This is a genomic window from Odoribacter sp. Z80, assembly GCF_009935865.1.
Classification (GTDB): Bacteria; Bacteroidota; Bacteroidia; order Bacteroidales; family Marinifilaceae; genus Odoribacter.
This window is the reverse complement of sequence record NZ_QWEL01000001.1, coordinates 1-26,509: the sequence shown is the minus strand read 5'-3', so window position 1 is coordinate 26,509 and position 26,509 is coordinate 1. Positions and strand designations below refer to the sequence as shown.

17 protein-coding genes and 1 rRNA gene are annotated in these 26,509 nt (G+C 45.5%); 3 read left to right on the top strand and 15 right to left on the bottom strand.

What is annotated here, in order from left to right:
• Positions 1–93 precede the first annotated feature (93 nt).
• The gene (locus tag D1136_RS00090; RefSeq protein WP_161875586.1) at positions 94–2,727 is read left to right on the top strand and encodes a transglutaminase family protein; all 2,634 of its coding nucleotides are present in this window, start codon (positions 94–96) and stop codon (positions 2,725–2,727) included.
• 11 nt (positions 2,728–2,738) lie between these two features.
• Here the strand turns inward: D1136_RS00090 and D1136_RS00085 are convergent, their stop codons facing one another.
• Genes D1136_RS00085 through D1136_RS00070 form a run of 4 tightly spaced genes read right to left on the bottom strand, consistent with a single transcriptional unit; the run spans position 2,739 to position 6,006 of the window.
• Positions 2,739–3,494, bottom strand: a complete 756-nt coding sequence (locus tag D1136_RS00085; protein WP_161875585.1) for a copper homeostasis protein CutC — start codon at positions 3,492–3,494, stop codon at positions 2,739–2,741.
• A gap of 30 nt (positions 3,495–3,524) precedes the next feature.
• Entirely contained in the window at positions 3,525–4,820 is a 1,296-nt protein-coding gene (locus D1136_RS00080; protein ID WP_161875584.1) for an alpha-L-fucosidase, read from the bottom strand.
• Positions 4,821–4,851: 31 nt separating this feature from the next.
• Positions 4,852–5,421, bottom strand: coding sequence for a fumarylacetoacetate hydrolase family protein (locus tag D1136_RS00075; protein ID WP_161875583.1), 570 nt, complete (start codon positions 5,419–5,421; stop codon positions 4,852–4,854).
• A 12-nt stretch (positions 5,422–5,433) separates the two neighbouring features.
• Complete coding sequence (locus tag D1136_RS00070) at positions 5,434–6,006, bottom strand: nitroreductase family protein (protein WP_161875582.1); 573 nt, start codon at positions 6,004–6,006, stop codon at positions 5,434–5,436.
• Between the two features lie 122 nt (positions 6,007–6,128).
• Between D1136_RS00070 and D1136_RS00065 the strand changes: the two genes are divergently transcribed.
• The gene (locus tag D1136_RS00065; protein WP_161875581.1) at positions 6,129–8,942 is read left to right on the top strand and encodes a PD-(D/E)XK nuclease family protein; all 2,814 of its coding nucleotides are present in this window, start codon (positions 6,129–6,131) and stop codon (positions 8,940–8,942) included.
• Positions 8,943–8,952: 10 nt separating this feature from the next.
• Here the strand turns inward: D1136_RS00065 and D1136_RS00060 are convergent, their stop codons facing one another.
• Genes D1136_RS00060 through D1136_RS00025 form a run of 8 tightly spaced genes read right to left on the bottom strand, consistent with a single transcriptional unit; the run spans position 8,953 to position 24,002 of the window.
• On the bottom strand, positions 8,953–11,277 hold the full coding sequence (locus D1136_RS00060; protein WP_161875580.1) for a glycoside hydrolase family 20 protein: 2,325 nt from the start codon (positions 11,275–11,277) through the stop codon (positions 8,953–8,955).
• A 28-nt stretch (positions 11,278–11,305) separates the two neighbouring features.
• Entirely contained in the window at positions 11,306–13,867 is a 2,562-nt protein-coding gene (locus D1136_RS00055; RefSeq protein WP_161875579.1) for a glycoside hydrolase family 2 protein, read from the bottom strand.
• On the bottom strand, positions 13,864–14,523 hold the full coding sequence (locus D1136_RS00050; RefSeq protein WP_161875578.1) for an SGNH/GDSL hydrolase family protein: 660 nt from the start codon (positions 14,521–14,523) through the stop codon (positions 13,864–13,866). The genes D1136_RS00055 and D1136_RS00050 overlap by 4 nt, the downstream gene beginning before the upstream one ends.
• Before the next feature lie 12 nt (positions 14,524–14,535).
• Complete coding sequence (locus D1136_RS00045; RefSeq protein WP_161875577.1) at positions 14,536–16,536, bottom strand: family 20 glycosylhydrolase; 2,001 nt, start codon at positions 16,534–16,536, stop codon at positions 14,536–14,538.
• 27 nt (positions 16,537–16,563) lie between these two features.
• Positions 16,564–18,198 carry a sialidase family protein gene (locus D1136_RS00040; protein ID WP_161875576.1) on the bottom strand — a complete coding sequence of 545 codons (1,635 nt, stop codon included), beginning with the start codon at positions 18,196–18,198 and terminating at the stop codon, positions 16,564–16,566.
• Positions 18,199–18,219: 21 nt separating this feature from the next.
• A complete protein-coding gene (locus tag D1136_RS00035; RefSeq protein WP_161875575.1) occupies positions 18,220–20,202 on the bottom strand; it encodes a hypothetical protein in 1,983 nt (660 codons plus the stop codon).
• A 19-nt stretch (positions 20,203–20,221) separates the two neighbouring features.
• On the bottom strand, positions 20,222–22,570 hold the full coding sequence (locus D1136_RS10980) for an alpha/beta hydrolase-fold protein (protein WP_161875574.1): 2,349 nt from the start codon (positions 22,568–22,570) through the stop codon (positions 20,222–20,224).
• Positions 22,571–22,595: 25 nt separating this feature from the next.
• Entirely contained in the window at positions 22,596–24,002 is a 1,407-nt protein-coding gene (locus tag D1136_RS00025; RefSeq protein ID WP_161875573.1) for a hypothetical protein, read from the bottom strand.
• Between the two features lie 206 nt (positions 24,003–24,208).
• Between D1136_RS00025 and D1136_RS00020 the strand changes: the two genes are divergently transcribed.
• On the top strand, positions 24,209–24,745 hold the full coding sequence (locus tag D1136_RS00020) for a hypothetical protein (RefSeq protein WP_161875572.1): 537 nt from the start codon (positions 24,209–24,211) through the stop codon (positions 24,743–24,745).
• 4 nt (positions 24,746–24,749) lie between these two features.
• On the opposite strand, the gene ung is transcribed toward D1136_RS00020, so the two are convergent.
• The 3 genes from ung to rrf all read right to left on the bottom strand — a co-directional run bounded on the left by ung (position 24,750) and on the right by rrf (position 26,404).
• Positions 24,750–25,412: a uracil-DNA glycosylase gene (gene ung, locus D1136_RS00015; RefSeq protein ID WP_161875571.1), complete on the bottom strand. Its 663-nt coding sequence runs from the start codon at positions 25,410–25,412 to the stop codon at positions 24,750–24,752.
• 53 nt (positions 25,413–25,465) lie between these two features.
• Complete coding sequence (locus D1136_RS00010) at positions 25,466–26,230, bottom strand: DUF5131 family protein (protein ID WP_161875570.1); 765 nt, start codon at positions 26,228–26,230, stop codon at positions 25,466–25,468.
• Between the two features lie 63 nt (positions 26,231–26,293).
• Positions 26,294–26,404 (bottom strand): 5S ribosomal RNA (rrf, locus tag D1136_RS00005).
• Positions 26,405–26,509: the final 105 nt, after the last annotated feature.

Sequence of the window (26,509 nt, the reverse complement as noted above, 5' to 3'; positions counted from 1 at the left end):
GGATCAATCACGGAATTATCGTAAAAATCATAGTCTGTCATCCTGGACTCCCCAACTATTTATAATCATCTTTACGGATATTCTGCAAACTCCATGAACTTCACGTATAAACTGATAACAGGACTGCTATTATTAACCATAGTTTCCTGTAAAGAACAGCATCTATTCTCCGATGCTACCGAGTTGAAAAACGTTGCGCAAGATTTTGCAAACAAACAGAAAGCATTACCCGAAGGTAACCTGTTTCAGATTTTCTCTACTCCTATGACATCGGAAGAACGTGAAGCGTTGATGTTTCTGTATGCTTATATGCCCATTGGAGACATCACCGATTACAGCGGAGACTACTATTTAATGAACGTCCGTTATACACTCAAGGCCAGAGAGGAAATGCCCTGGGGAAAAAATATTCCTGCCCGGGAATTCCGTCATTTTGTTTTACCCATACGCGTCAATAACGAAAATCTGGATGAATCCCGGAAAATATTTTACGAAGAATTAAAAGACCGGGTAAAAGAACTTTCGCTCTACGAAGCCGTTCTCGAAGTCAACCATTGGTGCCACGAAAAAGTAATTTATACTCCGTCCGACTCCCGGACCAGCTCTCCTTTAGCTTCCGTAAAAACAGCTTACGGACGCTGCGGGGAAGAATCTACATTCTTCGTAGCCGCACTTCGCTCAGTAGGCATCCCCGCACGTCAGGTATATACCCCCCGCTGGGCCCACACCGATGACAACCATGCGTGGGTTGAAGCGTGGGTCGACGGACAATGGCACTTTCTGGGAGCCTGTGAACCGGAACCGGTGCTTGACCTCGGTTGGTTCAATGCACCTGCCAGCCGGGGAATGCTGATGCACACCAAAGTCTTCGGCCGTTATACCGGACCGGAAGAAGTCATGAGCCAGACAGAAGGCTATACGGAAATCAATGTAATAAACAATTACGCACCCGCAACACGTGCAGTTATCACTGTGACAGACCCCCGTAACATGCCGGTCAAAAATGCCAAAGTCGAGTTTAAAATTTACAATTATGCAGAATTTTATACTGTAGCCACCCGGCAAACCGACGAGAAAGGGCAAACCTCACTGTCAGCCGGAAAAGGAGATATGCTCATCTGGGCAACGGACGGTCAGCAATTCGGATTTGGTAAACTGTCCTTTGCCCGCGATACCGCTATCACCATTCCCCTGGATAAACAAGCCGGCGAAATGGCCTCTTTCGACTTGGATATTGTCCCTCCGGCAGAAAATGCAAAACCGGTTCAGGTATCTTCCCAACAACAAACCCAAAACGCATGCCGTCTGCTCCGGGAAGATTCCATCAGAAACGCTTATACTGCCACCTTTATGACTCCAGAAAAAGTTCTTCCCATAGCCGAACAAATGGGACTGGAGGCCGAACCGCTCACATCCCTGCTTATAGCTTCCCGGGGTAACCATGACCAACTCATTCACTTTCTGGAAAAAACACCGGAAGGACAACGGCCTCTGGCCCTGCAACTGCTACAGGTCATTTCAGCCAAAGACCTGCGGGATACTCCGGCAGAAATCCTGGAAGATCACCTGCAAAACACGCCATCAGGTACCTCTCCCCACCATAACAACTACATACTCAATCCGCGCATAGCCAACGAAATGCTTACCGCCTACAAACAGTTCTTCCAACAAGCCATTTCACCCGGTTTAGCCGCAGAAATCCAGGAAAATCCCAGTGTTTGGACGGAATGGTGTTCTGAAAATATCACACTTCTGGATGAATTAAACCCACAAAATATTCCCATGACTCCGCAAGGAGTCTGGAAAGCCAGGCGGGCCGACCGGCATTCAAGAAATATCTTCTACGTAGCCGTACTCAGAAGCCTGGGAATAGCATCACGTATCGACGAGGTTACCGGCAAGACCCAATATGCCGGAAAAGACGGAGAATGGCAGGATGTCGATTTCTCTGTTTTACGGAACGAAAACACATCCCAGGGAAAACTGATGGCTGCTTATCAACCGGTGAAAGCCCTCGGAAATCCTGTTTACTATACCCATTTCACCCTTTCCAAATACAATCAGGGCACTTTTCAACTCCTTGCCTATCCCGAAAGCACAACGAATTGGGAAAATCTGCTTAAACATCCGCTACCGCTCGATACCGGCTACTATATGCTGGTCACCGGTACCCGCCTGGCCAACGGGGGTGTGCTCAACCAGACCACATTCTTCAACATTGCCCCGGGACAAACCACAAAAATAAAATTACAGATGCGCGAAAATCCGGATGTAATAAAAGTAATCGGCACGCTGAATTCAGAATCCCTGTTTCTCCCGCAAGGAGCAACAGAACCGCAAAGCATATTAAAAACTACCGGACGGGGCTATTTCATTCTCGGTATTCTGGGAGCCCGGCAGGAACCTACCAACCATGCCCTCCGCGACATTGCAGCACTCAAAAGTGAATTTGAAACCTGGGGACACCGGATGGTTTTGCTCTTCCCCAATGAACAGCAATTGCAAAGTTTCCATGTGGAAGAATTTCCGGAACTACCAGCCACCGTCACCTTCGGTGTGGACCAAAACAACACCATACAAAAAATGATTACTGAAAACCTGAAACTATCCCACAACGCCCTGCCCATCTTTATCATAGCAGACACCTTCAACCGGATTGTCTTTATCTCCCAGGGCTATACCATCGGATTAGGCGAACAACTCATAAAAACCATACACAAACTCTGATATTCCGATAGCTACCGGACCTCCTCCAAGGCCCGGATAGCTTCTCTCACTTTCTCCGCACGGGTGACATCACGGCCATATTCCGCTATCCGTACGGTGCCGCCCATAGAAACGGCCGGATTACGATAAATCATAGCACTTTCCACTCCTTCCCGGGCAGACAAATGAAATTCACAAGCTCCTGTTTCTTTTGCAATCTTTTCAATATTGCCGGCATTCACTCCGCATCCCGGCATGATAATGACTTCACGGGCACAAGCCACCAATTCTTTTAAAAGACAAATTCCTTCCTCTGCCGTACCTTTTTGACCGGAAGTAAGAATCCGCTCACACCCCAACTCCTCTATCGTCTTCAAAGCCCGCAAAGGCTCCCGGCACATATCAAAAGCACGGTGAAAAGTCACCGACATATCCCCTGCTGCAGCCATCAACCTCCGCATCTTATCTACATCTACATCCCCCTCAGCTGTGAGACAACCTAACACAACACCATCTACACCTAACTTCTTCGCCATATCAATATCCCGTATCATCACATCACACTCTTCCTCACTATACAGGAAATCCCCGCCCCGGGGACGGATAATCACATGCATACCGCGAGGCAGTAGCTCCCTGACCAAAGCAATCTCCCCAAAAGAAGGGGTCGTTCCCCCTTCCGGCATTCCGGCACAAAGTTCTATGCGGTCAGCGCCGGCCTCAATTGCAGCTCTGACACTCTCCGCAGAATTGGTACATATCTCTATCTTAAAATCTTTCCGAAGCATATCTCATATTTAAAACAGTTCATTCTAATATCATCTCAATGTCAACTCCACAACATAATCCATATCCGCCGGCACCTCTGCCAACTCCAATACAACCCCGTTCTTATCTTGTCTGAATTTTACCGGTTTCCTGTCTTTAAACACAACAGCGCTCTTCACTTTCCCCGTCGTCAACGGCAAAAACAAACCCTTATCCGCCAAATTCAAAATATGAACATACAACTTATCTCCCTTACGGGTAGTCACCCCCCAATCCCTCGGACTGACATCGCCGCCACGGGTTCCGTATATAGTCTCCCCATATACCTTCATCCATTCCCCCATTTCCCTGAGACGGCTCACAGCAACTGCCGGCAATTCTCCATTCGCCTGCGGTCCTACATTCATCAGTAAATTGGCATTCCGGCCGGCAGCCTTCACCAGATAGTGCACCAAAGTCTTGACAGATTTATAATTCTGGTCAACAATCTTATATCCCCACATTCCGTTCATAGTCTCACAGGTTTCCAAAGGAAGCGGACTAATATCCTGTCCGGACAATCCGGCTTTATTCTCTCCGGGAAGGTCCCGCTCGAAAATTTGAATATCTTCCCCGGCAAAAGGTACCTGATGATGGTTATTACCAATCAGACAAGCAGGCTTTAACCGGTGTATCATAGCATACTGCTCTGGCAATTGCCAGTCAAAATCCGGATTCTGGTCCTGGTCCCACAAACCGTCAAACCAAATCATAGCCGGGTCATATTTTGTAATCAGCTCGGCCAACTGGTCATTCATAAACCGGTAATAAGACTTCCAATCGCTTTTTCCGCTACGTCCCGTTCCCCTTCCGGTACGCCCGATAGGATAATCCTCCCGGTCCCAGTCCAGATGAGAATAATAGAAATGCAATTTTATTCCCTGTTTTTTACACTCCTCGGCCAGCTCTTTCAAAATATCCCTTTGAAAAGGAGTAGCTTTCACAATATTATAATCTGAATATTGGGTATTCCACATCGAGAAACCTTCATGATGCCGGGTAGTGATACAAATATATTTAGCTCCGGAAGCCTTGATAGCAGCCACCCATTCTGCTGCATCAAATCTGGAAGGATAAAAACCGGAAGCTAATTTCCGGTACTCCAGATGGTTCAGGTTCTGATTTGTCATCACCCATTCTCCTTGAGCCAGCATGCTATACAATCCCCAATGAAGAAAAATACCGAATTTATTGTCCTGAAATTCTTTCCGGGCCTTAAGATTTTCCGGCGCAGGCACATAACCCTTTTGCGCAATTCCACTTAACGACCACACAACCAATAATAAAATAACTCCTATTCCTTTCATAATTATCACTTTTACTGCCTCAAGGCATAATTTACTTTATTTTAAAATCCAATACAGACTTACCGTCCAAACTCATCTGTAAACGGTCACCCGCTTTCAATCCCCGGTAACGGAACTTTCCTCCCGTATAGAGAAAATCACCTATCTTCAAAGTATAAAACTCCGAAGCGACAGCTATCAGGCGCGCAATAGAAGCAGCAGAAAGCTTTGCTTCTTCCCTGTAAACTTCAATTCCGTTTACCTTCAGGTTATAACTCCCGTCACCCACCCCGTTACAAGCCACTAAAGGACTGATTGCCGCCGAAGCATCAAAAGCAGAAGCCATCTCTGCCGCTAATCCCTGCTCTTTCAAACGAGTCTCCAGGCTATCAGCATAAAAACGTATACCAACACCAACTTCTTCATAATAACGCTCTGCATAACGCTCCGCAATACATTTCCCTAAACGGCTGATACGTACCACCCCCTGAGGACAACAACTCAAAGCAGTCGTAAAATCAGGAAAATAGAAATCATCATTATTCCGCAACAAGGCATTATCTCCCACCGGCACAATGCTAATCTCCCCGTCCGGACCATACTCGGCACACAAAATCTTCATTCCCCTTCTTTTTCAATGACCGAAAAACAAATCCTTTACCTCACGTTTAGGCACATGATGCACCCCATCCGCATCCCTCCAGTATTTATAATCTTCTCCCTGCATAAGCTCCACCACCACCTCTTCCTTCGGTTTGCCCAGGGCCAATACATACATGATCTTCAAATAGGAAGGAATTTCCAATACCTGCCTCAGCTTTTCCTCCTGAAAAGATTTGATAATACACCCCCCATAACCCTTTTCCACTGCTCCCAGCAAAATGGTCTGGGCCTGGATTCCATCATCACACAAGCAATTCTCCACCACCCGCGTATCTAACAACTGAACCAAATAAGCAGCAGGCCGTTCTCCTTCTTCAGGCCCGGCCCAATCCTTCAAATACCCTGCCCATCCTAACACAGGAAAAATCCTCCCGCACAACTCCTCTTCCTCCGCCACCACATAACGCAAAGGCTGTGCATTCCTCCCCGAAGGACACCAACGCACCAAACCCACCAACTCCTCCAGCTCATCCCGGGAAATCCTCTCCCGCTGATAAAAACGGCGGTAACTCCGATTTCTGATTAACAGGTCTTTCAGATTCATCTCATTCAAAAGTTAATACTTTAATCAATTAAAATTGTAAATTTGCTTTCCCTCATTTACTCCGGGGAAACTCAACAAAAATAACAACAAAATACAAAATCACCCATTTTAGGCATAAGAAAATGACTTCATTTCTCCAGTTATTAGCCCAGGATATCATTGACCGGTACGGTACACGATTTGAAAACCTTACAATTATCTTTCCCAACAAAAGGGCAGGACTGTTTCTAACGGAAGCATTATCCCAAAAACTGGACAAACCGGCCTGGATGCCGGAAATATTAACCCTGGCGGAATACATAGAACGGCAAACCGGATTAAAAAACACAGACTCCCTGCCCCTGACTATCAGACTATACAAATCCTATTGTGAAATATCGGGTTCTGCTGAAAAATTTGAAGACTTTTACTTCTGGGGAAATATGCTCCTCAACGATTTCGATGATATTGACAAATATCTGGTAGATGCCAGGGATTTATTCTCCAACCTGGTCGCCCTCCAGAAAATAGAAGACCATTTTTCCTATCTGACACCCGAACAAATAGCCACCATCCAAAAATTCTGGAGCAGTTTCAATCCTGAGAAATACAGCAATGAACAACTCAAATTCTTAAATGTCTGGGACAAACTGGCAGGAACCTATCAGCATTTCAAAAAACACCTTCTGGCAAAAGGAATCTGTTACGAGGGTATGAACGAAAGGATCTTCTGCGAACAAATAGACCAATATAACCATCCCGAAAACATTTTATTCGCCGGATTTAACGCTCTGAATAAATGTGAAAAACAAATTTTTTCCTACTACCGGGACCTCAATAAAGCGACTTTTTATTGGGATTATGATTTATATTACACCACGGAAGAACATCAGGAAGCCGGATTATTCCTTCGGGAAAATCTGCGACTTTTCCCGAATGCCATTCATTCCGGCCACTTTAACAATTTCCGCTACAACAGGAAAAACATAGAATACATCACCGTTCCCTCCACCATCGGACAAGCCAAATTATTACCTCAATTAACAGAATCCCTGGCCACAGAAAATCCACGGAATACCGCTATCGTCCTTTGCGATGAACAATTACTGATTCCGGTAATGCACTCCATACCGGAGTATATTCAAAAAATCAACATTACCATGGGCTACCCCGCTAACCATACGGCCGTAGCAGCCTTTATCACACTACTGTGCGACTTGAGGAATTTTGCCAAACAGGAAAAAAATGAAACCTATTATTATTACAAACCGGTCATCGCACTCCTGAACCACAAGTTTATCAAAAACCTCTGCCCCGATGATATTTATCAAATCACCAACTATATCCACCAAAAAAATATCGTCTACATCACCGAAAAAAGCCTGCAATTTCACCCGTTAGCCCAAGCCATCTTTTCATCCGAAGAAAAGGATATCCCGACCTATTTGTTGAAGATTCTGAACCTGCTGATTTCCAAATTTTTGCAAGAAAATACGGATTCCATTGAAAAAGAATTTCTGTTTGTTACCTATACTCAAATCCAGAACCTCAAAAACACATTTGAAGAAGAGGCCATATTCCCCGACGAAAAATTATATGTACAACTCCTCCATAAAATGCTCGGTAATATCAAAATCCCTTTCTCCGGAGAACCCTTGGAAGGCCTGCAGTTAATGGGTCTTCAGGAAACCCGGATGCTGGATTTCAAAAACCTGATTATTTTATCCGCTAATGAAGGCATATTACCCCAAAATACCTCTCCTTCATCTTTCATTCCCTACAATCTACGAGTTGGTTTTCGTCTCCCGACACCTGAAAATGCAGATGCCTTGTACGCCTATTATTTTTATCGCCTCCTGCAAAGGGCAAACAATATCAAAATCCTCTATACCTCAGGAGCAAAAGGCCTTCTGAGCGGTGAAATGAGCCGTTTCCTCTACCAAATCAAGTACGAATCAGGACTTCCGGTCAAAGAAAACAATTTCCAGAACGAGATTTCAACTTCCGACCCACAGCCGGTTACCATAGAAAAAACGAAAGAAATTCAAAACAAACTAAAAGAGTATCAGGTCTCCTCCGAAAAAGCTATTTCCCCCTCAGCTCTAAATACTTACCTGGAATGTCCCCTGAAATTTTATTTTAAATACGTGGCCGGCATAAAAGAAAAAGATGAAATAGCGGAAGAACTGGACCACCGGCTCCTGGGAAACATCTTTCACGAATGTTCCCAATCCCTGTACGCCACCGTTCCCGATGGACAAATCACCGTAGACACCATTGATACATTGCTCCGGAACGACCACCTGATAGAAGAACACATTCAGGCTTCCTACCTGAGAATCTATGGGCCGAAAATCTCTAAATTGCTTGAAAATGGCAGCAATGAATTGATTCTGAACATCATCAAAAAGTACATCCGGAAAATGTTCTCCTACGACAAAAAAATCTGCCCGTTTCATATAGTGGCTATGGAAAACCGTTTTTACACCCCTTTTACCATTGGCAAAGAAAAATCTGCGTCAACCATATACATCGGCGGATTTATCGACCGGGTCGACCAAACGAAAAGCGGCATCCGCATCATTGACTACAAAACAGGAACCGATACCACCACCTTCAAATCCATGGCCTCCGTATTCGATACGGAAAATCCCACCCGCAATAAAGCTGCCTTCCAAACCATGCTCTATTGCCTGATGTTCGACCACATCCGTCCCTCGGAAGAACCGCTCATCCCGGGCATTTACAACACTAAGCTGATTTTTGGCAAAGACTACGATTTCCGATTGCAATGCGACAAAGACTATATCACCAATTTCCGGCAATATGAAGAAGAATTCCGGACCTACCTCACCAAACTACTGGAAGAACTCTTTTTCTCACCGGAACCTTTCAAGCAAACCACAGTCGCTAAAAGATGTAAAACATGCAATTACTCCGTCATTTGCAGGAAGTAAACTCCCCCTGTCATTCAATTGTGACCTCATCCACAAATAAAAATCCCGGGTGGCCTTTTCCTCCATGCCAATCCGGAATCTGCTTTTCCGACAAAGCCGTGATCTTAACATAACGGGCTTGCATCGGAGGAAAAGATAAAACATGCTCATATATCCCGTTACGGGCATCTTTCTCCATAGGCGGCAGCTCCAAAGCTGCCACCTCAACATAATTTTTTCCGTCAGAAGAGATTTCCACCTTCATTCCGCGAGCATCAAAAATCCAGTCTCCCTTTTCTACACACGTAGCAATACCGGCTTTCGAAATCTCTGTCAGTTGCAATAAATCTATCACCGCTTCCAGGTCATTTCTGTAAAAAGCAATCCAACGCCCGGTCTTATAATTAGGACTCCCCTTCAAACCGTCTACCAAAGTAGGAGCTCCCTTAAAACCGTATTGCTGATTCACCGGCTGATGTAAAGTAATGGGCTTCAAAGTCGCTTTATTCATCGTAATTTTTTCCGTCAGAACACGGCTATTTCCCGAGGGACGAACAGCAACAGCTTTCAGAATACAATCTTCCTTCACCTTTATCCCATCTTCATATTTAAGAGACCGAACCGTTGGTTCCGAACCGTCCAAGGTATAATGAATATCTGCATTTCCTAAGGTAGACAGAGTAATTTCCAATACCCCGTCCTCTGCACGAGGCGTAAAATCCCCCCTCACATCAAACAAATGTCTCGCATAATTATACCGCCCCAAATCATAAATTTCAAACATTTTGGGCATACGGCTCAGAAAATCCTCAAAACTCTTCTTTTCCGGTTCCGTCCATTGAACCTCCGCAAGAGCATCCATACGAGGCAAAACCATATATTCCACCTGCCTGAAAGAAGGGATATATTCCGTCCACAGATTCGCCTGCGTACCGATAATATGTTTGGCCTCCTCCGGTGTCAGGTCCGCCGGAACAGGGTCAAAACCATACACCTTCTCCAAAGGAACATACCCGCCAATAGCCATCGGTTCCTGTTCTCTGTCCTTTGCCTGATAATAATCAAAATACAGATAAGATGTCGGCACCATAATCGCATCATGATGTTGTTTCACCGCTTTCACTCCTTCACCAATCCCCCGCCAGGCCATCACTGTCGCATGAGGAGCCAAGCCCCCTTCTAAAATCTCATCCCAACCGATAATCTGCCTTCCATGCTCATTCAAAAATTTCTCTGCCTGGGCAATAAAGTAACTCTGCAAACGTTCTTCCGCCGTATGCTGTTTATCTGTTTTCAAACCCAAGGCCTTGATTTTAGCCTGACATTTGGGACATTTTTTCCAACTCACTTTCGGACATTCATCCCCTCCGACATGAATATATTCCGAGGGAAAAATTTCAATCAGTTCACCCAGAACACCTTTTATAAATTCAAGCGTCTTATCATTTCCTGCACAAAGCACTTCTTCTGAAACACCCCACATGGACCAAACCTCATAAGGCCCGCCACTACATCCCAATTCCGGAAAAGCAGTCAGTGCCCCCTGCATATGACCCGGCATATCAATTTCCGGAATAACGGTAATATAACGCTCCTTAGCATAAGCAACAATCTCCTTCGCCTCCTCCTGAGTGTAAAAACCACCGTAAGGAACTCCATCATATTTTCCCGTATTATGTCCTATGACCGTCTCTTTGCGTTTCGATCCCTTCTCTATCAATTCCGGATATTTCTTTATCTCAATCCGCCATCCCTGATCATCTGTCAAATGCCAGTGAAATCGATTGATATTATGCAACGCCAGCAAATCAATATACCGCTTCACCGAATCAAGGGTAAAAAAATGGCGGCTCACATCCAACATCATTCCACGATAATCAAAACGCGGAGAATCATTGACAACAACGGAAGGCAATACAATCTTTGCACCCTTTACCACCGGCAAAGACTTACGCAAAGTCTGAATACCATAAAAAACCCCGGCTGCTGTAGGTGCGGATATTGTAACTCCTTTATCGGTCACCTTCAATTGGTAGGCCTCCGGTTTCCCAGCCTCCAGGCCTAAGCTCAATACGATAGCATTCTCCCCTGCATTTCCGGCCTGGATATCCAAATGTTTTCCGGTAGATTCCGCCACATATTCCGCCAGAAACTCAGCATTCCGTCGCATCTCGTCATTTCCTTCGGGATACAAAACCTTCACTCCGTCTTTCAAAACAAAAGGATTTCCCTCCCCGGCAGTAATCTCCTGCGGCAAAGGCACTACCCGGTAATCCGCCGTCTTCTGTTCTGGACAACAGGCCACCAGTAACTTCAGCAACAAAACAGTCAGAAAAACACAAACTAATCTTCTCATAGCACTCTATATTAAATTAATACAATTATCACTTATAAGTATTCCGCAAATGATTTATCTTTATCCCTGCCTGTCCGCCCTTCTTAAAGGCCGGAGAGGTAATCACCACCTTGCGGGGAGTGACAGGTAACAAATCAAAGAAATTGTCACTGAAACGGGCCCCCTGAACAGGCACTTCTATAAACACATCCTTGGCAAGACCGGCAGATTTCAAGACCACCTCACAGACTCCGTCCATCACCTTCATCTTGTAATTCACCACAATCTCCGGCAAATCCAGTTCCTTAGGCCGGACAAAAAAATAAGGTTCCTCAACCCATTTCTTACCGGACTCATCTTTTAAAGTCATTGACAAATACATCTTCCGCCCATCGAAAACCTCTATTCCATTCATATCCCAACCTCCGGCCAGCACAGAAGTATTGGCCGCCACATCTGCCTTAAAAACTTTCCTGCCCAATACCCGGCCATAAAAATCCGTTAACTCCGCTTCCAATACAAGCCCTTTATGAGCTTCCGGCAAATCGGAAAGCAACCAAAACTGCAAACTATCCTCCGCCTGCAGTACACTCACGGCAAGCGGGGCAAAAGCACGCTTCGCCTGATAATGCAAAGCTTTCCAGTTCCCGTAATAATCAATCCCCGACCACGACACCACCGGCCAGCTGTCATTCAACTGCCAATACAAAGTACCCATACAATAAGGCCGGTTACGCCTGTGAGCCTCAAGTCCCCGACGGATTCCCCGCCCTTGCATCACTAATCCGACATAAACAAAATCCTCAAACTTCTCCGGAACAACATAATCCCGCTCCATATAAGTCCGGATAAGCTCATTCCCGATAGTACTCTTTTGATGGGCATTCATTACCCGGGACTCCAATCCGTAATCCTCCTGTGAAGCAAAAGCAGATATCGTTTTCATTTCAGGAAAAGACTGAAATCCGAATTCACTCATAAAACGGGGAATCTCCTCATCAAGACTCTCAAAAGGCTTTCGCCCATACCACACACCCCAATTATGACTGTCGGCAAACTTCCAACTCTCCGGACGTCCCCAATTGGCCGTATCAGGAGAAGTAGGCATGTAAAAACGATCTCCGTCCAATTCTTTGACCTTACCAGGAAGCAATTCCTTAAACAACAAATCATATCCCTCACACATCCCTTCATAAACAGCCGGAGTATACTTGCTCTTCCATCCCCAATACCGGATACCTTCCTGAATCTCATTATTCCCGCACCACATCGCAAGACAGGCATGATTCCTCAAACGCCGTATATTATACTCCGCCTCCGCTTCCACCCTTTTCAAAAAGACAGGGTCTGACGGATAAGTGGTGCAGGCAAACATAAAATCCTGCCAAACCAGAATCCCGTTCTCATCGGCCAAATCATAAAAGAGGTTATCCTCATAGGAACCACCGCCCCATACCCGTATCATATTCATATGAGCATCCCTGATGTCCCGGAACAAAGTGCGGTACCGCTCGGCACTCATGGCCGGCAACAGAGCATCTCCCGGAATATAGTTGGCTCCTTTGGCAAACAGTGAAACCCCGTTCACCTCGAAATAAAAAGACTCTCCCCACTTATCTTTTTCCTTCACCACTTTCACCGTCCGCAGACCAACCCGTTGTTGTCTGGCGGCGACCACCTCTTCCCCGCTATATACCTTCACTTCAAACTGATATAAAACCGGTTTTCCCCAACCATTCGGCATCCATCGCTGCGGCTGCTCTATCTCACAAGGAATGGAAATCGTTACACGCTCCCTATCCAATTCCACATCCCGGAAAATACGCTCAGGCTCTTGCCCGGGTAAAAAATAAGTCACAACCGCTTTCAAAGGAGAAAGCATCCCCTCTGCCAACCTCTCCAATTCCAGTTCAACGGAAAGCCTGGCCTTATTCTCAGAAAGCTCCAATTGCCGGATATGCAAATCTTCAATCCGGACAACATCTTGAAAACACAAGGTCACCGGACGCCAAATGCCACTGGTTACCATCCTGATACCCCAATCCCAACCATAACTGTAAGGAGCCTTACGGGTAAAAACACTCAATCTTTCCGCCCGGTGGTCATTATCAGCAGGATAATTAAAACCGTTCGACTGCCACTGCGGCAATGTTTGTTTCACTGGCGAATGAAAATACACCCGCAAATGATTTTCCCCGCAACGAAGCAACGGCTTCACTGGTACCCGATACCCCACAAACATATTGTCAGCCTTCAAAATCAAGGCTCCGTTCAAATAAACATCCGCATAAGTATCCAACCCTTCAAAATTCAAAACAGCCGCATCCCGCTCCAATTGGGCTGATGTCACCGTAAAAACCGTTTTATACTCCCAGTCCTTTTCCTCTACCCATTGAATCTTTTCTTCGTGAGTGCCATAAAACGGATCAGGCAAAATTTGATGTCGCAGCAGATCTTGATGCACCGTACCCGGCACCTCGGCTTCCAGCCATTCTTCGGCCCCGGCCGGAGAAAAATACCAGTTCCGGAGCAAAGAAACAATTTCGGACGGCTTCTGTGCTCCAAGTCCCCCACACGCTGCCAGCAACATAAACAACAGTACAATTCTCATTTTTTCCGGATATAAGGTTTTAAAATCTCCGCCCATTTCACATATCCTTTTCCCAATAAATGCAGACCGTCATTGGAATACTCCGTTTGCATCTTTCCCGTTGCCGGATCCACAAAATGAGAGTACAGATCCACATAAGTAACCCCCTCCCGGGCTGCCAGCTGCATCAACCCCTCATTAATGACTTTTACCATCTGCCAATGCTTGGTGTGATTACCGAACATCTGATAATGGTCGGTCATCGGCAATATGCTTTGTAAATACAATTCCGTTTTCGGAGAGTCTTTCTTTATCTTCCGGGCAATACACCCTATCCTGGCTACAATCGTATCTGCACAGGTTCCGCGGCTAACATCATTAATACCTATCAGCAAAAAAATCTTAGCCGGCTTCCCCTTCAAAACCGCATCCAAACGCTCATACACCCCCATGCAAACATCCCCGCTGATACCCCGGTTTTTAACATGCTTACTACCGAACAATTCACACCACTCTCCTCCGTTCGTAATACTGTTACCCAAAAACACAATATCTTTTGAAGTAACCGGTAGCTCTTCAAACAAGGTCTCCCTCTGATAATAAAAAGCAGAATATTGTTGCGCAAAACCGACGCTACCCGCACAAATCCAAACGATTCCCCATATCCAATTTTTCATAATCCTTTATATTTACCTTATTTTATCCGGTGAATAAATCAAACCCTCCACAGCCTCACCTCCATCCGGAGTAACAAAAACCGCCGTAAACATCCATTTAACCAAACGAACCTCATCAGTAGAAAACCTGCCTACCGGCAATTTCATAAATACCTTATTCCATCCCTTTTGCAACACCACAAGGACAGGCCGCCTCACCACACAATTCTCATTTCCCAAAGCAATCTCATTGCTTTTTTCCCGATGATTTGCCGTCCATTGTGGCGGCAAAACCTCCTGCTCATTCAGCCAAATCCGGCTCCCTTTATAATCCCATTTTCCGGCCAAAGGCGGTAAATCCATCTCGGAGCGGCCGTAATTCTGAAACTCAATCCACATACCCACCTCCTGGGTTTTAGGAGAATATACCCACGTATAAGCATAGGCCGTATGGTTTTCTTTTGGCTGCGGATAAAAAGCGGGAACCAATGTTCCCCATACATGACGCAAATAAATACCCGCCCCCCTGGCCTCTTTCACCTGATACGGCCTGCCTTCATAATAATAAACATCCGCCCATTCCTGCTCGGGAGGGAAAGACCGGGTGAGGTCCCCTCCGTTCGGGAAGGCTTCGGTTATCTTCCATTTTACATTCGTTTGCCGGACATACGCAAAAGGATATCCTTGAAATATATGCTTCTTCAACCAAAGCATCCGTTCCTCAAAATCAGCGAAAGCCTTAAACTCCGGCGTATCTTCCTCAGGTAAAATAACTCCGTGACCGTCAAAATACTGGAAGCCGCCTCCCCTCCACGCCCTCTCTGCCATGGCAAGCATATTGGGATAAAAATGATTTTCACTAATCAATTCCTTCTCATCCGGAACCAGGCGGTCATTCCAGACAGCCAGAATCACACCCGCAATATCCTCGCTTCCTGACTCCTGATTATAAATCCGGCTGTTATACAGAGCAACAATATCCCCGAACGTATCGAAATGATTCAGATAATGAAAACGGGAATCAACGGCAGGGATGCCAGGCTGGGCCTTTCCCCGAAAACTCCACAATTGAGTCATATCTATCTCCCCCGGCTGATACCGCCAGCCCGGATTCCAGGAAATGACCTTCTTTCCTTTTGAACGCACATAAGCCACCATTTCCGGTACAAATTCCGGGTTAGTAAACGCCACTTCATCCGTCCCGATATGAATATACGGTACCTCAAAAGTTTCACACACTTCATCCATCAACACTTTCAGAATCTTCATCCCCTCCGGACTCTGCATATCATGACCAAACGCCCGGACAAAAGCCGCACTATGCCCCGGCATATCCACTTCCGGAATCAGCAACACCTGATGAGCCTTGCAATATTCGACTAACTCCCTCGCTTCCTCCAAGGTATAATACTTACCGGGAAAACGGGTCATATTTACGCTGTCATTCAATTCCGGAAATCGTTTACTCTCTAAACGCCATGCCTGATTCTCCGTCAAATGCCAATGGAATACATTCACCTTGAAACAGGAAAGCATAGCAATCTCCCGCTTCAATTCCTCTACCGAAACATATCCCCGCCCCACGTCATGCATAAATCCTCTGACCCGGAAAGCCGGCCAATCGGCAATGGTACAACCTTGAAAATAAATTTTCTTTCCTTTCCGGACAGCCAATTGGGCCAAAGTCTGCATCGCCCAATAAATGCCCCGCTCAGTAGTCGCTTCTACTACAATTTTGCGGGAGGTGACCTGCAAACGATAAGCCTCATCCTGATTCACGGGTATTTCCTCCAACTCCGCTACCAACCTCACTTCAATCCGGTTTTTCCCTTGTAAGACAACTTTTCCCCCTTTCTCCTCTATGAATTTTTTCCACTGCTCCTGTAAAACAGGCCCGGAAAGACAAACCTCCCCCAACTCAAACCGTTCATCCGTCAAAGTATATTTCTGAGGCAAAGGTAACAGGCAAGGACTTCCTATTCCCAAAACAGGAAAACTACAACAAAGAAAAAAAATGATATACTTCTTCCACATAACCGTTTACAAAACAACAGATACCTGTTAAAACGAAATAAAATCCTTTAATTTAACAGCCTGAAAAGTCATATGGGCTACACTACTCTCATAAAGAATACCCACAGTCTCCCCGTCAATCATACTAAGACAGGAATATCCCCAACCGTTTCCGGCGTCCAATAAAATCTGATTCTCCGGCAACCACGTCAAACCACCGTCTAAGCTGGCTTTTATCGTAATATGATGCCGGCCGGAAGTAGTATTCGGATTAGAAAATAACAACAAATCCTTACCTGAAACATTATCTCCGGCTCTCACGCTGATTAAACTGGCCATGCATACAGGTTCCGGCAAAGCCTTACGGGAAGAAGGATGCTCCGTCCAGGTATCTCCCAGGTCCTCTGTTACAGCAACCGCGCGACTGCCACCCCGGTTATCGCGCATATTCAGCATCAACACACCCGGCTCCAACTCAGCCACCTGTGCTTCAGTAGTATTAGTACGCGCATGATGATGATGTTTCCAAGTCTTTCCGCCATCCTTGCTATACATGATCCCGGCATTGGGAATCCGGTCCGCACCGATATATTGCATAGCAAAAACCAACGTACCGTCTTCCATACAAATTCCCCTGCCCGGCCCTTGTAACAGAAAATACCAGGAAGAATCTTTTAATTGCTCCGTTATATTCATCGGTTCCGACCAGGTCTTTCCGTCATCCTCACTTTTTGCCAACACCAACTGAGCCGTATGATTCATGTCCATTCCCTGACCGGAAGCCGTCCAAGCCCTTTGTCCCCCGATGCCATGGGTCCAGGCCGCCACAATCCACACACAATTGGTTTTAGTATCGACTAAAATTGCCGGGTCGCCCACTCCGTTCTGTCCTTTGGGTAAACCTCCCGTTTCTCCGAAAGAAACAGGAATACGCATCTTCTCCCAAGTCTTCCCACCATCAGTACTACGACTCAAGCCAATATCGATATGCTCCTGCAAATCAGCACTATTATTATACCTCACATCATATACACCCAACAAAGTGCCCTGATTAGTAGTCACCAACCCCGGAATCCGAAAAGCAGCCGAACCGTCATCGCCAGCATGGCGCACTCCTACGCCCATCCGATGCTCAATATCCCGTTCAGAATGAAAAAACAAAGGAACTCTCCGACCATCAACCTTTACCTCAGAAACCGAAACCGTCACTTTCTCAAACAACGAAGTCTTCGGTTTCATCTGTAAACTCACCCAATAAAAATGGGGCCCTTCAAACAATTCTTGTTCTGCTTTCAGAACAATCTCCCGCCGAGGTTTACTCTCCAAAGCCCTCAACACAGAATAAGAAGGATTAGCAGCTAAAGTCTTTCCCGGATTATGAGCAGAAATATACTCCACCGGAGCAATCAGATTTTTCTCCTTATCACTTAATCTTCTTGTACCGCTATAATACAATTTCACTGCCTGGATAGCAGACAGATTTACCTCTTTCCCAAAATTCAGCCGGATTTCATTAAAAACCTGCCCGGCAGTAGCATCTATCCGAAAACAAAATAAAACATTATCCTCCCGCTCTATCAAAACAGGGATCTGCATCTCCCGAATTCTTACGGTATCAGATGCCCGAAGTGAAAAAGAACAACACCAAATAACTACAAACAAACAAACAAACACTTTCTTCATAATATCCATATTAAAAATTTCTTATAACCTCACCCGAAGACAATCCCCTTCGTGTATCTTCTGTTGACGAACCACTTTTCCTTCCTTCACCACTTTTACCTTCAGTCCGTTTCCCGCCCGGCTGACAAAAATGTCCCAGGTAGTGCCAAAAGCCCTGATGTGACGAAGATTCATATAATCCCACAATCTGGGCAAGCGGGGAGTCAGTTCAAAAGAATCCAATCCCGTAGGCCGGATGCCTAACATACCTTCAACAATAATCCGGCAATACAATCCGCTCTCTGCTGAAAGATGCCGCTGGTTCCCCTCAGGCCATGCTTCCACCGCATAAGGCACATGTTCCCCCAACAAACGCTGAGTAGAATAATAATGCAGATACTCCATAGCCTTTTCCGTTTCGCCGCAGGCAAAAACACCCCGCAAAGCATACAACGTGGAACGGTCCCAGAACGTACTGCTGCCAGACTGTGTCAACAAACCGTTTTCCGTCCACAAACGGGGAGAAAACAAAGCGGCTACCGTAGCTTCTTTCCGGTCATATATTCCCACCGTCAACGGCATACAAATCCATGACCGCAAACAATCATTTCCCTTATAATAACAATAAGTCTGAAAACCTTCCACTTCACCGCCGAAATAATTTTCCATATTCCTCCTCAACTCTTTGGCCTGACGGGAATACAAAACCAGTTCCCGCACCGGCTTACCAAGTGCTTTCCCCAAATACACAGCAGAACACAATGCATCATAATAAAGCGAAGAAGTACAAAGATTAGCCTCTCCGGCCGGAAAACGGTACTCCAGTTCATCGGAATCGGAAGCCACCACCCCTTCCTTATTTAACTGACGCCGGCAATATTCCAAACACCATTCAATCAAAGGCCACAATTCCAGAGCCTCCGCCTTATCTCCCCTCGCCAAAGCATACCGCGCGGCACCATAGGCAATCATAGCTGCATCTCCGCGGTCTCCGGCTCCGTCCCAGATATCTTCACCCTCAGCAATAATAGAACTTGGTAACCTACGATAAGAAGGATTCATAAAACGGGCAAAATGGCCATAAGCACACAAAGCCGACCGATTGCCCTTTTCATAACCCAAATAAGGGAAAAAAGGATTCACATATTCCGCCTGGTCATTCGCCCAGATGGCAGCATAATAAGACTCTCCGCCAGGGCCATGCAACAATCCGCCTTTAGTTTCAAAAATACTCTCAGCTGCCCTCACCTTAGCAAAAGCAAACATGGTATTCACCACCGAATCCGGTGTCTCAAACACCAGATGTTCCTGCCATTCTGCCACTAAATCCCGTCGGGCCGCCAACTCTCCCTCCACATCCCACTCCCCGTCCTCTTCCTCCATCCGGTAAGCTGCATGCACCGCATAAAAGGTACATTGTTCACCTTGTTTCAACATCCGGGTTCCATTCCCCTGTAGAACAGATACAATCCTATAACTTCCATCCACTCCCTGACTCGCATCGGTAACAGCCTCCGAACGGACCTGCGGAATCTCAACGGTCACCGGACGGGCCTCCGTATACGTCAACACATATTTCTCGCAACAAGCCGATTTGTCTACGGAAGGAAACAAAATCCGTTTCAATGTCAGGCCTCCACTGTAATCACTCTCCACCGTCATCACACCATCCAGAGTAATATTCCGGACCTGCTCATTTCTTAAAGCATGTCCGTTCACCGTGACCATAGCAGGTACATCCCAGGCAATATGCCGCATCAAAGAAGCATGGGTATTATTCGGAACAGTACGTAAAGTCGGCCACACCATACTACGGTCCAGCCAAAAACTCCCCTCCGCAGTCACTCCGTAACGAAATACAACAGAAACCTTCAAACCACTCATTTCTATATGGTCATTGTGCGGTTCCTGTAACTTCACCTGCCAGGTAATTCCTCCCTGGGGATTTATCTTCCAGCGATTTTCAGCCCAGGACATCTCCCCGGCCAAAAAATACAAACCAAAAAGCAATAGATATAACCTCATTCCGCCTTTTGTTAAAACACTATTTTCTTTTCAAAATAAAACAATCCAAATCCGGAGCCCAACCGGTAGGATTTCCCATCCGGATACAATTATATCCCGGTTGCAAAGAAACCGTAAAAGAATGCCGGCCCGGTTGTTCCCAGCTTCCCGAATTCAGCGAAACAGTCTCCACCTCCTTCCCGTTCACCGTTAAAGTCAGCCTCCGGTCTTCTCCAGCCACATAAAATAAATCCAATATGTATTCTCCTCCTCCTTCACTATACACATTCTCCCATTCCGCATAATTCTCCGGATGATGCCCTAAATACTTTACCACCACCTGCCCGGAAGCATTTTTCAAATGTCCGTGTTTGGCAGCATACTCCTTTTCCCAATCTGTATAACGTTTCAAATAGGCCCATTCTGCTTCATAGAGCTCCGGTTCATAACGGTTCTCCGCTTCTAACCGGAAAATACATGTCCCGTGAGCCGGTATTTCCTGACGTAATTCCTGCCGGTATACTCCCTTTTCCTTCCGATGGATAACATCCCTTACTGATACCTTCCCTCCCAATTCCAAATCCCGGAAATCAATATGCATCTTTATCTTCTCGTCAGTCGGATTATAAAAAGCCACAGCCCTAACCTTTCCCCTTTTTTCCTCCAGGTCTTTCACCAACACATATCCCTTACCATCATATTTCGCTACATAAGCCTGCAACCCCAACGGATCCTGATTCAATGCCACCAGTTCCGGATTCGTCAGCAAGGCCAGTGAAGCCGGAGGAATAGTAGTTAAATCACATCCGGCCAGCAAAGGAGAACTCATAATACACCATAACCCGAAATGGGTGTGCTCTTCATCTTCACTCAATCCCCGTCCGATTTCCAGCATATCCATATCATTGTACCGTCCGTTGCGGGCAAAAGCAGACAAATATAAATTCTTAGCAACAATATATTTCACCGAACTCCATTTGGGCACAATATCATGACTGATTCTCCACGACTGAGCCACCTGTTCTGCCCAGGTACCCGGATAAGCCCAACGGCAAATATTCAGGGTAATGTCTTTCCTTCCTACTGCATCAATCGCCTCCCGGATCATTGTGTAACGCTCTTTTTCATCCAATTTCAACACCTGTCCTCCACAATAATCTATCTTAATGAAATCAAAGTTCCAATCGTCAAAAAAACGTTTCGCATCCTGAAATTCATGCTGATAAAACCCGATGCCGATTCCTGTTTTTTCTCCGTTATAGATAGAACCACATGTATTGGCCCCCGCATCCGAATAAATGCCAGCCTTTAACCCCAAAGCATGGATATAATCCGAAACGACTCTCATTCCACGGGGGAAACGCTCCGGATGGGACAGAAGCATTCCGCTCTCATCCCGGCCCCCACAATAACCGTCGTCAATATTCACATACTGATAACCCGCCGCCTTCAAACCCTTCTCCACCATAGCGTCAGCCTGGCTACGAATCAATTCTTCGCTGATATTCACTTGGTATGTATTCCAGGAACTCCAGCCCATAACAGGCATAGCCATACCCTTGACTCCCTGGGCCGAAAAATAATCGTCAAAATACTGAAAATGATTTCGTATGGCATCCTTCCAATATTTCCAGTGATGGGCGCCGGGACGGGAAATAAACTCATGAGGAATATGCAAAGCCGAAAGTCTTTCATGCAAATCGCAATTCACCCGATAAAAAAAATCTTCCGTACCGCAATCAAAAATAATAGCCTGGGCTCCAGGTATCAAATGGTGGGTTTGTTCTATGACTGTATGAGCATCCCAACGCTCAGGATACTCGGAATACGCGCCCAGACGTTTGGCAATCTCCCACCTTTCAGAAAAAGGACGGATGTCTACACCTCCGCTGGTGGCACCGGCTGCACCGAAAACGTCCGTATGCCGGAAAGCCAGAAACAAGGCCCCATGCCCGCCCATACTATTCCCTGTAACAGCACGTCCCCGACGGTCCCGAACGGTCGGATAATGCTTGTCTATATACCGGACCAACTCCTCCGACACAAATGTCTCATACCGGTAAGAAGAATCTACAGGACTATCAAAATACCAGCTGGCCCCACCATCCGGCAACACAAGAATCATTTCATACTTTTCGGCATAATCCCGCAAATTTTTCACCTGTGTTATCCAACCTTGCTTATAACTACCTCCGTAACCATGTAAAATATATACCACCGGAAAACGTCTTCCTATTGCTAACTCCCCGGGTGTAATCACCAAAGCAGGAATTTCCTTCTGCATAGCCTCACTGAATATCCGAACGGTATCCGTCCGGGAAGCTTTTCCCTGAAACACCACAGCCACCACACAACACAGAATCAAAAACAAATTTCGCACCACCATCATCCTAAACCATTTAAAATTATTTATCTTATAAATCGGCTATATCTATCTCTATAGCTGCCGGATAAAGCCTTTGCGGATCAAAGAACAGAGCACAACTGTTCACCATATGCTTCAATTGAGGCTCTACCTTTCCCTGAAATGCCTTTTTGCCATTCACCGTTAAAGTCACTTTTTGGGTCAAATCTACTAACTCTTCATGGAGAAAAACAACCACTTTCCCTTTATCAGCTGGTCGATAGACCTTTTCAGATTTTAGTGCTATCCCCCAGTTAGGGTCCGTTTCCACCGTTTCATAACTTACTAACTCAACCTTCAGCGTGAGTTCATTTCCCTTTATAGCTAACTCGTAATAAGTCCTGGAGTGCTCATCTTCATTTGAACGTTCCTTGACAAACAAATTATAAAAACCTTTCCGGTATTGTCCGTCCATTTCAAAATTCTCCCAACTGACAAATTTCGGGAAAGGATCACGAACATGTTGCTTTAGCCAAGGAGTTGTGGGCCTGTAGTCAATGCCATGCCCCATGCCGGGAATCAACTCTATCCAATGGAGGAAATTTTCCGGATAAAGTTTCTGCCATTTTTCAAACTCCTCCCTCGTATAACGCGTCAGTTTATCCCGGTAAAATCCGTAATCATTGGCTCCCGTCCGTAAAGAAAAAGCGATATTCCTGCAATTTTCCACCGGAGCATTCTTCAAAGGCTCCCCTCCTGCCATCGGACCGGCAGCCGCCAAATAATCGGCATAAAAAGAAGCCAGACGCTGACTACCGTATCCTCCCTCCGAAATTCCGAAAAAATAAACTCGGTCAGGATTGATCTTACCAGAAACAAAAGCCAGACGCAACATCTTTTCCCAGGCAAACTGTTTGGATTTCTGCCACCAACGGTAATAATCTCCCATATTCGGTATCTGAGGAATAAAATACACAGAAGGAGCATCATCAAACCCTTTACATATCGTAAGCCCCGTAGCCCATTCCCTGCTTTTCTCCCCGGAACCATGCAGATACAAATACAAAGGATAACCTTCCGCAGGAGTTCCTTTCCCCTTATATCCCCAATAATACGGCATAACGGCATGAGGTTCGAGACTCTCCGGCAACTGCCACTGTCCGGAATGCTCGCCATTAAGCTCTGTCAATTCCGGCAATTTCTGTTCCGAAAAATGCCTGTTTGCCTCTTTCCAACTTTCCCATACTAAATTTCTCACCTTTTGAACTTCCGCTAAGCCAAAAGAAATCTTATCCTGATAGTTATTCGCTTCACCAGCCAAATAAGCAGAAAAAAAAGCCGTCATTTTTTCCCGGCTCCGGTTTACCTGCTCCACCCGCTTATTTTCTCCTTTTTCCACCGGCAAAGAATGGCCGTGGAAAACCACTACTATCAATAACAAAACTACCATTCTTAAATAATACATTCTGGTCTTCATCTTCTATTTTTGAGAAATATCTATTATTACCACACCTGTCTTCCTTCCCTAAAATCAAACCACACTTTGCAGGAGAAAATTAAGCAAAAGTTTTGAACCTCTCTGCCTGAATGCAGATATATTTTCAAACAAATAAAAAAAAGCTACCCAAAAGACTGATTCTTTCCGGAATATATTATTTTTGGAAAATCTATAAGGAAAAAAATATGAAAGTATTTTACCTGTTTATTTTGATTTGCTTATCCTTCTCCTGCAAAGACGAAACCCGTGAAAATCCCCCTCTGAAAGGAGACTGTTTTCTTTTGGGTAATCCTTGGAAATTCTATTTCGTTGACAAAGAAGGGAAAAGCATAATTGGCCTGAAAGCAGGTCAGATATTGCCCACAACGGAAATACAACCTTCCCCCTATTTCCGCCCTTCCACTATTCCTGAAGGATATGAAAACAACGGCAAATCCTATTTCTATAATGGAAATGCCAATACCATCGGTTTCGAGCCGGAAACGGGACTCTATTTCTGGACAACAGTTATCCCGGGATATGAATATCTGACAAACCACTCTTTTTATATCCATTTCAACCACACGGACATCGATACGGTTGAAGTAAAATTCCGGTTCCAGTATGAAGACGTATACGGAGGAGATTTTACAGCTCAGGTGAAAGAACTACGCTACAACGGGACATTGGTCATAAAAAACAATGAATACATGGATAAAGCCGGAATCTATATCCAAAAATAATTTCCTACCATTTAACCTCTTCCAGACCTTTACTACGGAAATACTCATTAGCTTTGCTGAAGTGACGGCAACCGAAAAATCCCCGGTCAGCCGACAAAGGGGATGGATGCGAGGCCGTCAATACACAATGCCGGTTGCGGTCTATAAAAGCACCTTTCTTCTGTGCATAAGCCCCCCACAACATAAAGACAATATGTTCACGTTCTTCATTCAAACGCTGGATTACTGCATCTGTAAACTCTTCCCATCCCTTTCCCTGATGCGAACCGGCCTGATGGGCACGAACCGTCAGGATTGCATTTAACAGCAAAACTCCTTGTTCCGCCCAACGTTCCAAACGTCCCGATTGAGGAACAGGCAATCCCAGATCGTTATGAATTTCTTTAAATATGTTCACCAAAGAAGGAGGGAAAGGCACTCCATCCAGCACCGAAAAACATAAGCCATAATATTGCCCGGGTTCATGATACGGATCCTGACCTAAAATAACTACTTTCACTTTCTCAAACGGACAGGTATTGTACGCGTGAAAAATCTGCTTTCCTGGCGGAAACACAGTATAACGGGCATATTCTTCTTTTACAAATTTTACTAACCGCTCAAAATAAGGCTTATCAAACTCTCCCTGCAACTGCCTTCTCCAACTTTCCTCAATCTGCACTTTCATAGTTTTTGTTTTATTTAGAAATCACTTTCTCCCAACCTCTTCTCTTCATTATGTCATAACACTGGTTTAAAATCTTCACCAATCCGATAGTCAATACCCGCCTTATGGGCCTGTGTAATCTGAAACGGTCGCCTGATTCGATATAACTTGCCATCTTTTAACAATTTAGCACCGGTTTGATGAAACCGAAACGGAACATCTTTTTCCAGACACTGACGCCTTAAATCCAAAATCCATTCATAATCACATACCCGGGCTAAAACTCCAGACTCCCCTCCAACAGACACCTCTTCTATTCGTCCATCCAACCAAGGAGATAAATCAACACGCTCCAGAATAGGTGCGACAATAATAGCCCGATGCCTGATGGGAAGAGACATAAAAACAGGTAAGCGCACATCCGCCATAGCCTGATTTTCTACAGTACAACCAATAATCACATTCTCATACCCCTCGCCCCAGTCCTTCGGCATACATTCGGCAAAACGAGTAATTCGTTTCGTGAAAAAGAAAAACATCAGGTCATGACGCTCCCGCATCATCCCCCAGGCAGCTTCCCGCCATTCATCCGCATCTTCCACCAGAAAATCAGATGTAAAACAAGTAAATACCATCTTACCCGACAGGATTTTATAACTTCCGTCACGTCTTCGCTTCACAGGCAAATCAAAATTTGCTGTTTTCCTCACTTCACTGCTACTGATCTCCGTACCGTAACTCTCATCCTGCCGATAAACATAACAATGTTTACACCCCTCACTAATCTTTTTACAGCCATGCCACGGATTCCACTCGGCAAATATTTCCTTCCAATCCATCTTTACTCTTCATTCCATATTCAAAACAAAAAGCGAGTCGCATCACTGCAACTCGCTTCACTAATTCGGCATCGACCTACTCTCCCACCGGAAGGCAGTACCATCGGCACGCTGGGGCTTAACTTCTCTGTTCGGAATGGATAGAGGTGGATCCCCCAGGTTATAGACACCTTTTAATACCATCATATGCCTTTCAATTCGATTTGACATTACACCGGAAACATCAGAAAAATATACATCCACTAACAAGTAAACTTTCGGGTCATTAGTATTGCTCAG

What these genes read in the sequence shown, in the direction of transcription:
- D1136_RS00025 (WP_161875573.1), bottom strand. Translation starts at nt 24,002, where the DNA reads ATGAAGACCAGAATGTATTATTTAAGAATGGTAGTTTTGTTATTGATA.
- D1136_RS00035 (WP_161875575.1), bottom strand. Translation starts at nt 20,202, where the DNA reads ATGAGGTTATATCTATTGCTTTTTGGTTTGTATTTTTTGGCCGGGGAG.
- D1136_RS00055 (WP_161875579.1), bottom strand. Translation starts at nt 13,867, where the DNA reads ATGAGAATTGTACTGTTGTTTATGTTGCTGGCAGCGTGTGGGGGACTT.
- D1136_RS00070 (WP_161875582.1), bottom strand. Translation starts at nt 6,006, where the DNA reads ATGAATCTGAAAGACCTGTTAATCAGAAATCGGAGTTACCGCCGTTTT.
- ung (WP_161875571.1), bottom strand. Translation starts at nt 25,412, where the DNA reads ATGAAAGTGCAGATTGAGGAAAGTTGGAGAAGGCAGTTGCAGGGAGAG.
- D1136_RS00020 (WP_161875572.1), top strand. Translation starts at nt 24,209, where the DNA reads ATGAAAGTATTTTACCTGTTTATTTTGATTTGCTTATCCTTCTCCTGC.
- D1136_RS00085 (WP_161875585.1), bottom strand. Translation starts at nt 3,494, where the DNA reads ATGCTTCGGAAAGATTTTAAGATAGAGATATGTACCAATTCTGCGGAG.
- D1136_RS00050 (WP_161875578.1), bottom strand. Translation starts at nt 14,523, where the DNA reads ATGAAAAATTGGATATGGGGAATCGTTTGGATTTGTGCGGGTAGCGTC.
- D1136_RS10980 (WP_161875574.1), bottom strand. Translation starts at nt 22,570, where the DNA reads ATGATGGTGGTGCGAAATTTGTTTTTGATTCTGTGTTGTGTGGTGGCT.
- D1136_RS00040 (WP_161875576.1), bottom strand. Translation starts at nt 18,198, where the DNA reads ATGAAGAAAGTGTTTGTTTGTTTGTTTGTAGTTATTTGGTGTTGTTCT.
- D1136_RS00060 (WP_161875580.1), bottom strand. Translation starts at nt 11,277, where the DNA reads ATGAGAAGATTAGTTTGTGTTTTTCTGACTGTTTTGTTGCTGAAGTTA.
- D1136_RS00090 (WP_161875586.1), top strand. Translation starts at nt 94, where the DNA reads ATGAACTTCACGTATAAACTGATAACAGGACTGCTATTATTAACCATA.
- D1136_RS00065 (WP_161875581.1), top strand. Translation starts at nt 6,129, where the DNA reads ATGACTTCATTTCTCCAGTTATTAGCCCAGGATATCATTGACCGGTAC.
- D1136_RS00010 (WP_161875570.1), bottom strand. Translation starts at nt 26,230, where the DNA reads ATGGATTGGAAGGAAATATTTGCCGAGTGGAATCCGTGGCATGGCTGT.
- D1136_RS00080 (WP_161875584.1), bottom strand. Translation starts at nt 4,820, where the DNA reads ATGAAAGGAATAGGAGTTATTTTATTATTGGTTGTGTGGTCGTTAAGT.
- D1136_RS00045 (WP_161875577.1), bottom strand. Translation starts at nt 16,536, where the DNA reads ATGTGGAAGAAGTATATCATTTTTTTTCTTTGTTGTAGTTTTCCTGTT.
- D1136_RS00075 (WP_161875583.1), bottom strand. Translation starts at nt 5,421, where the DNA reads ATGAAGATTTTGTGTGCCGAGTATGGTCCGGACGGGGAGATTAGCATT.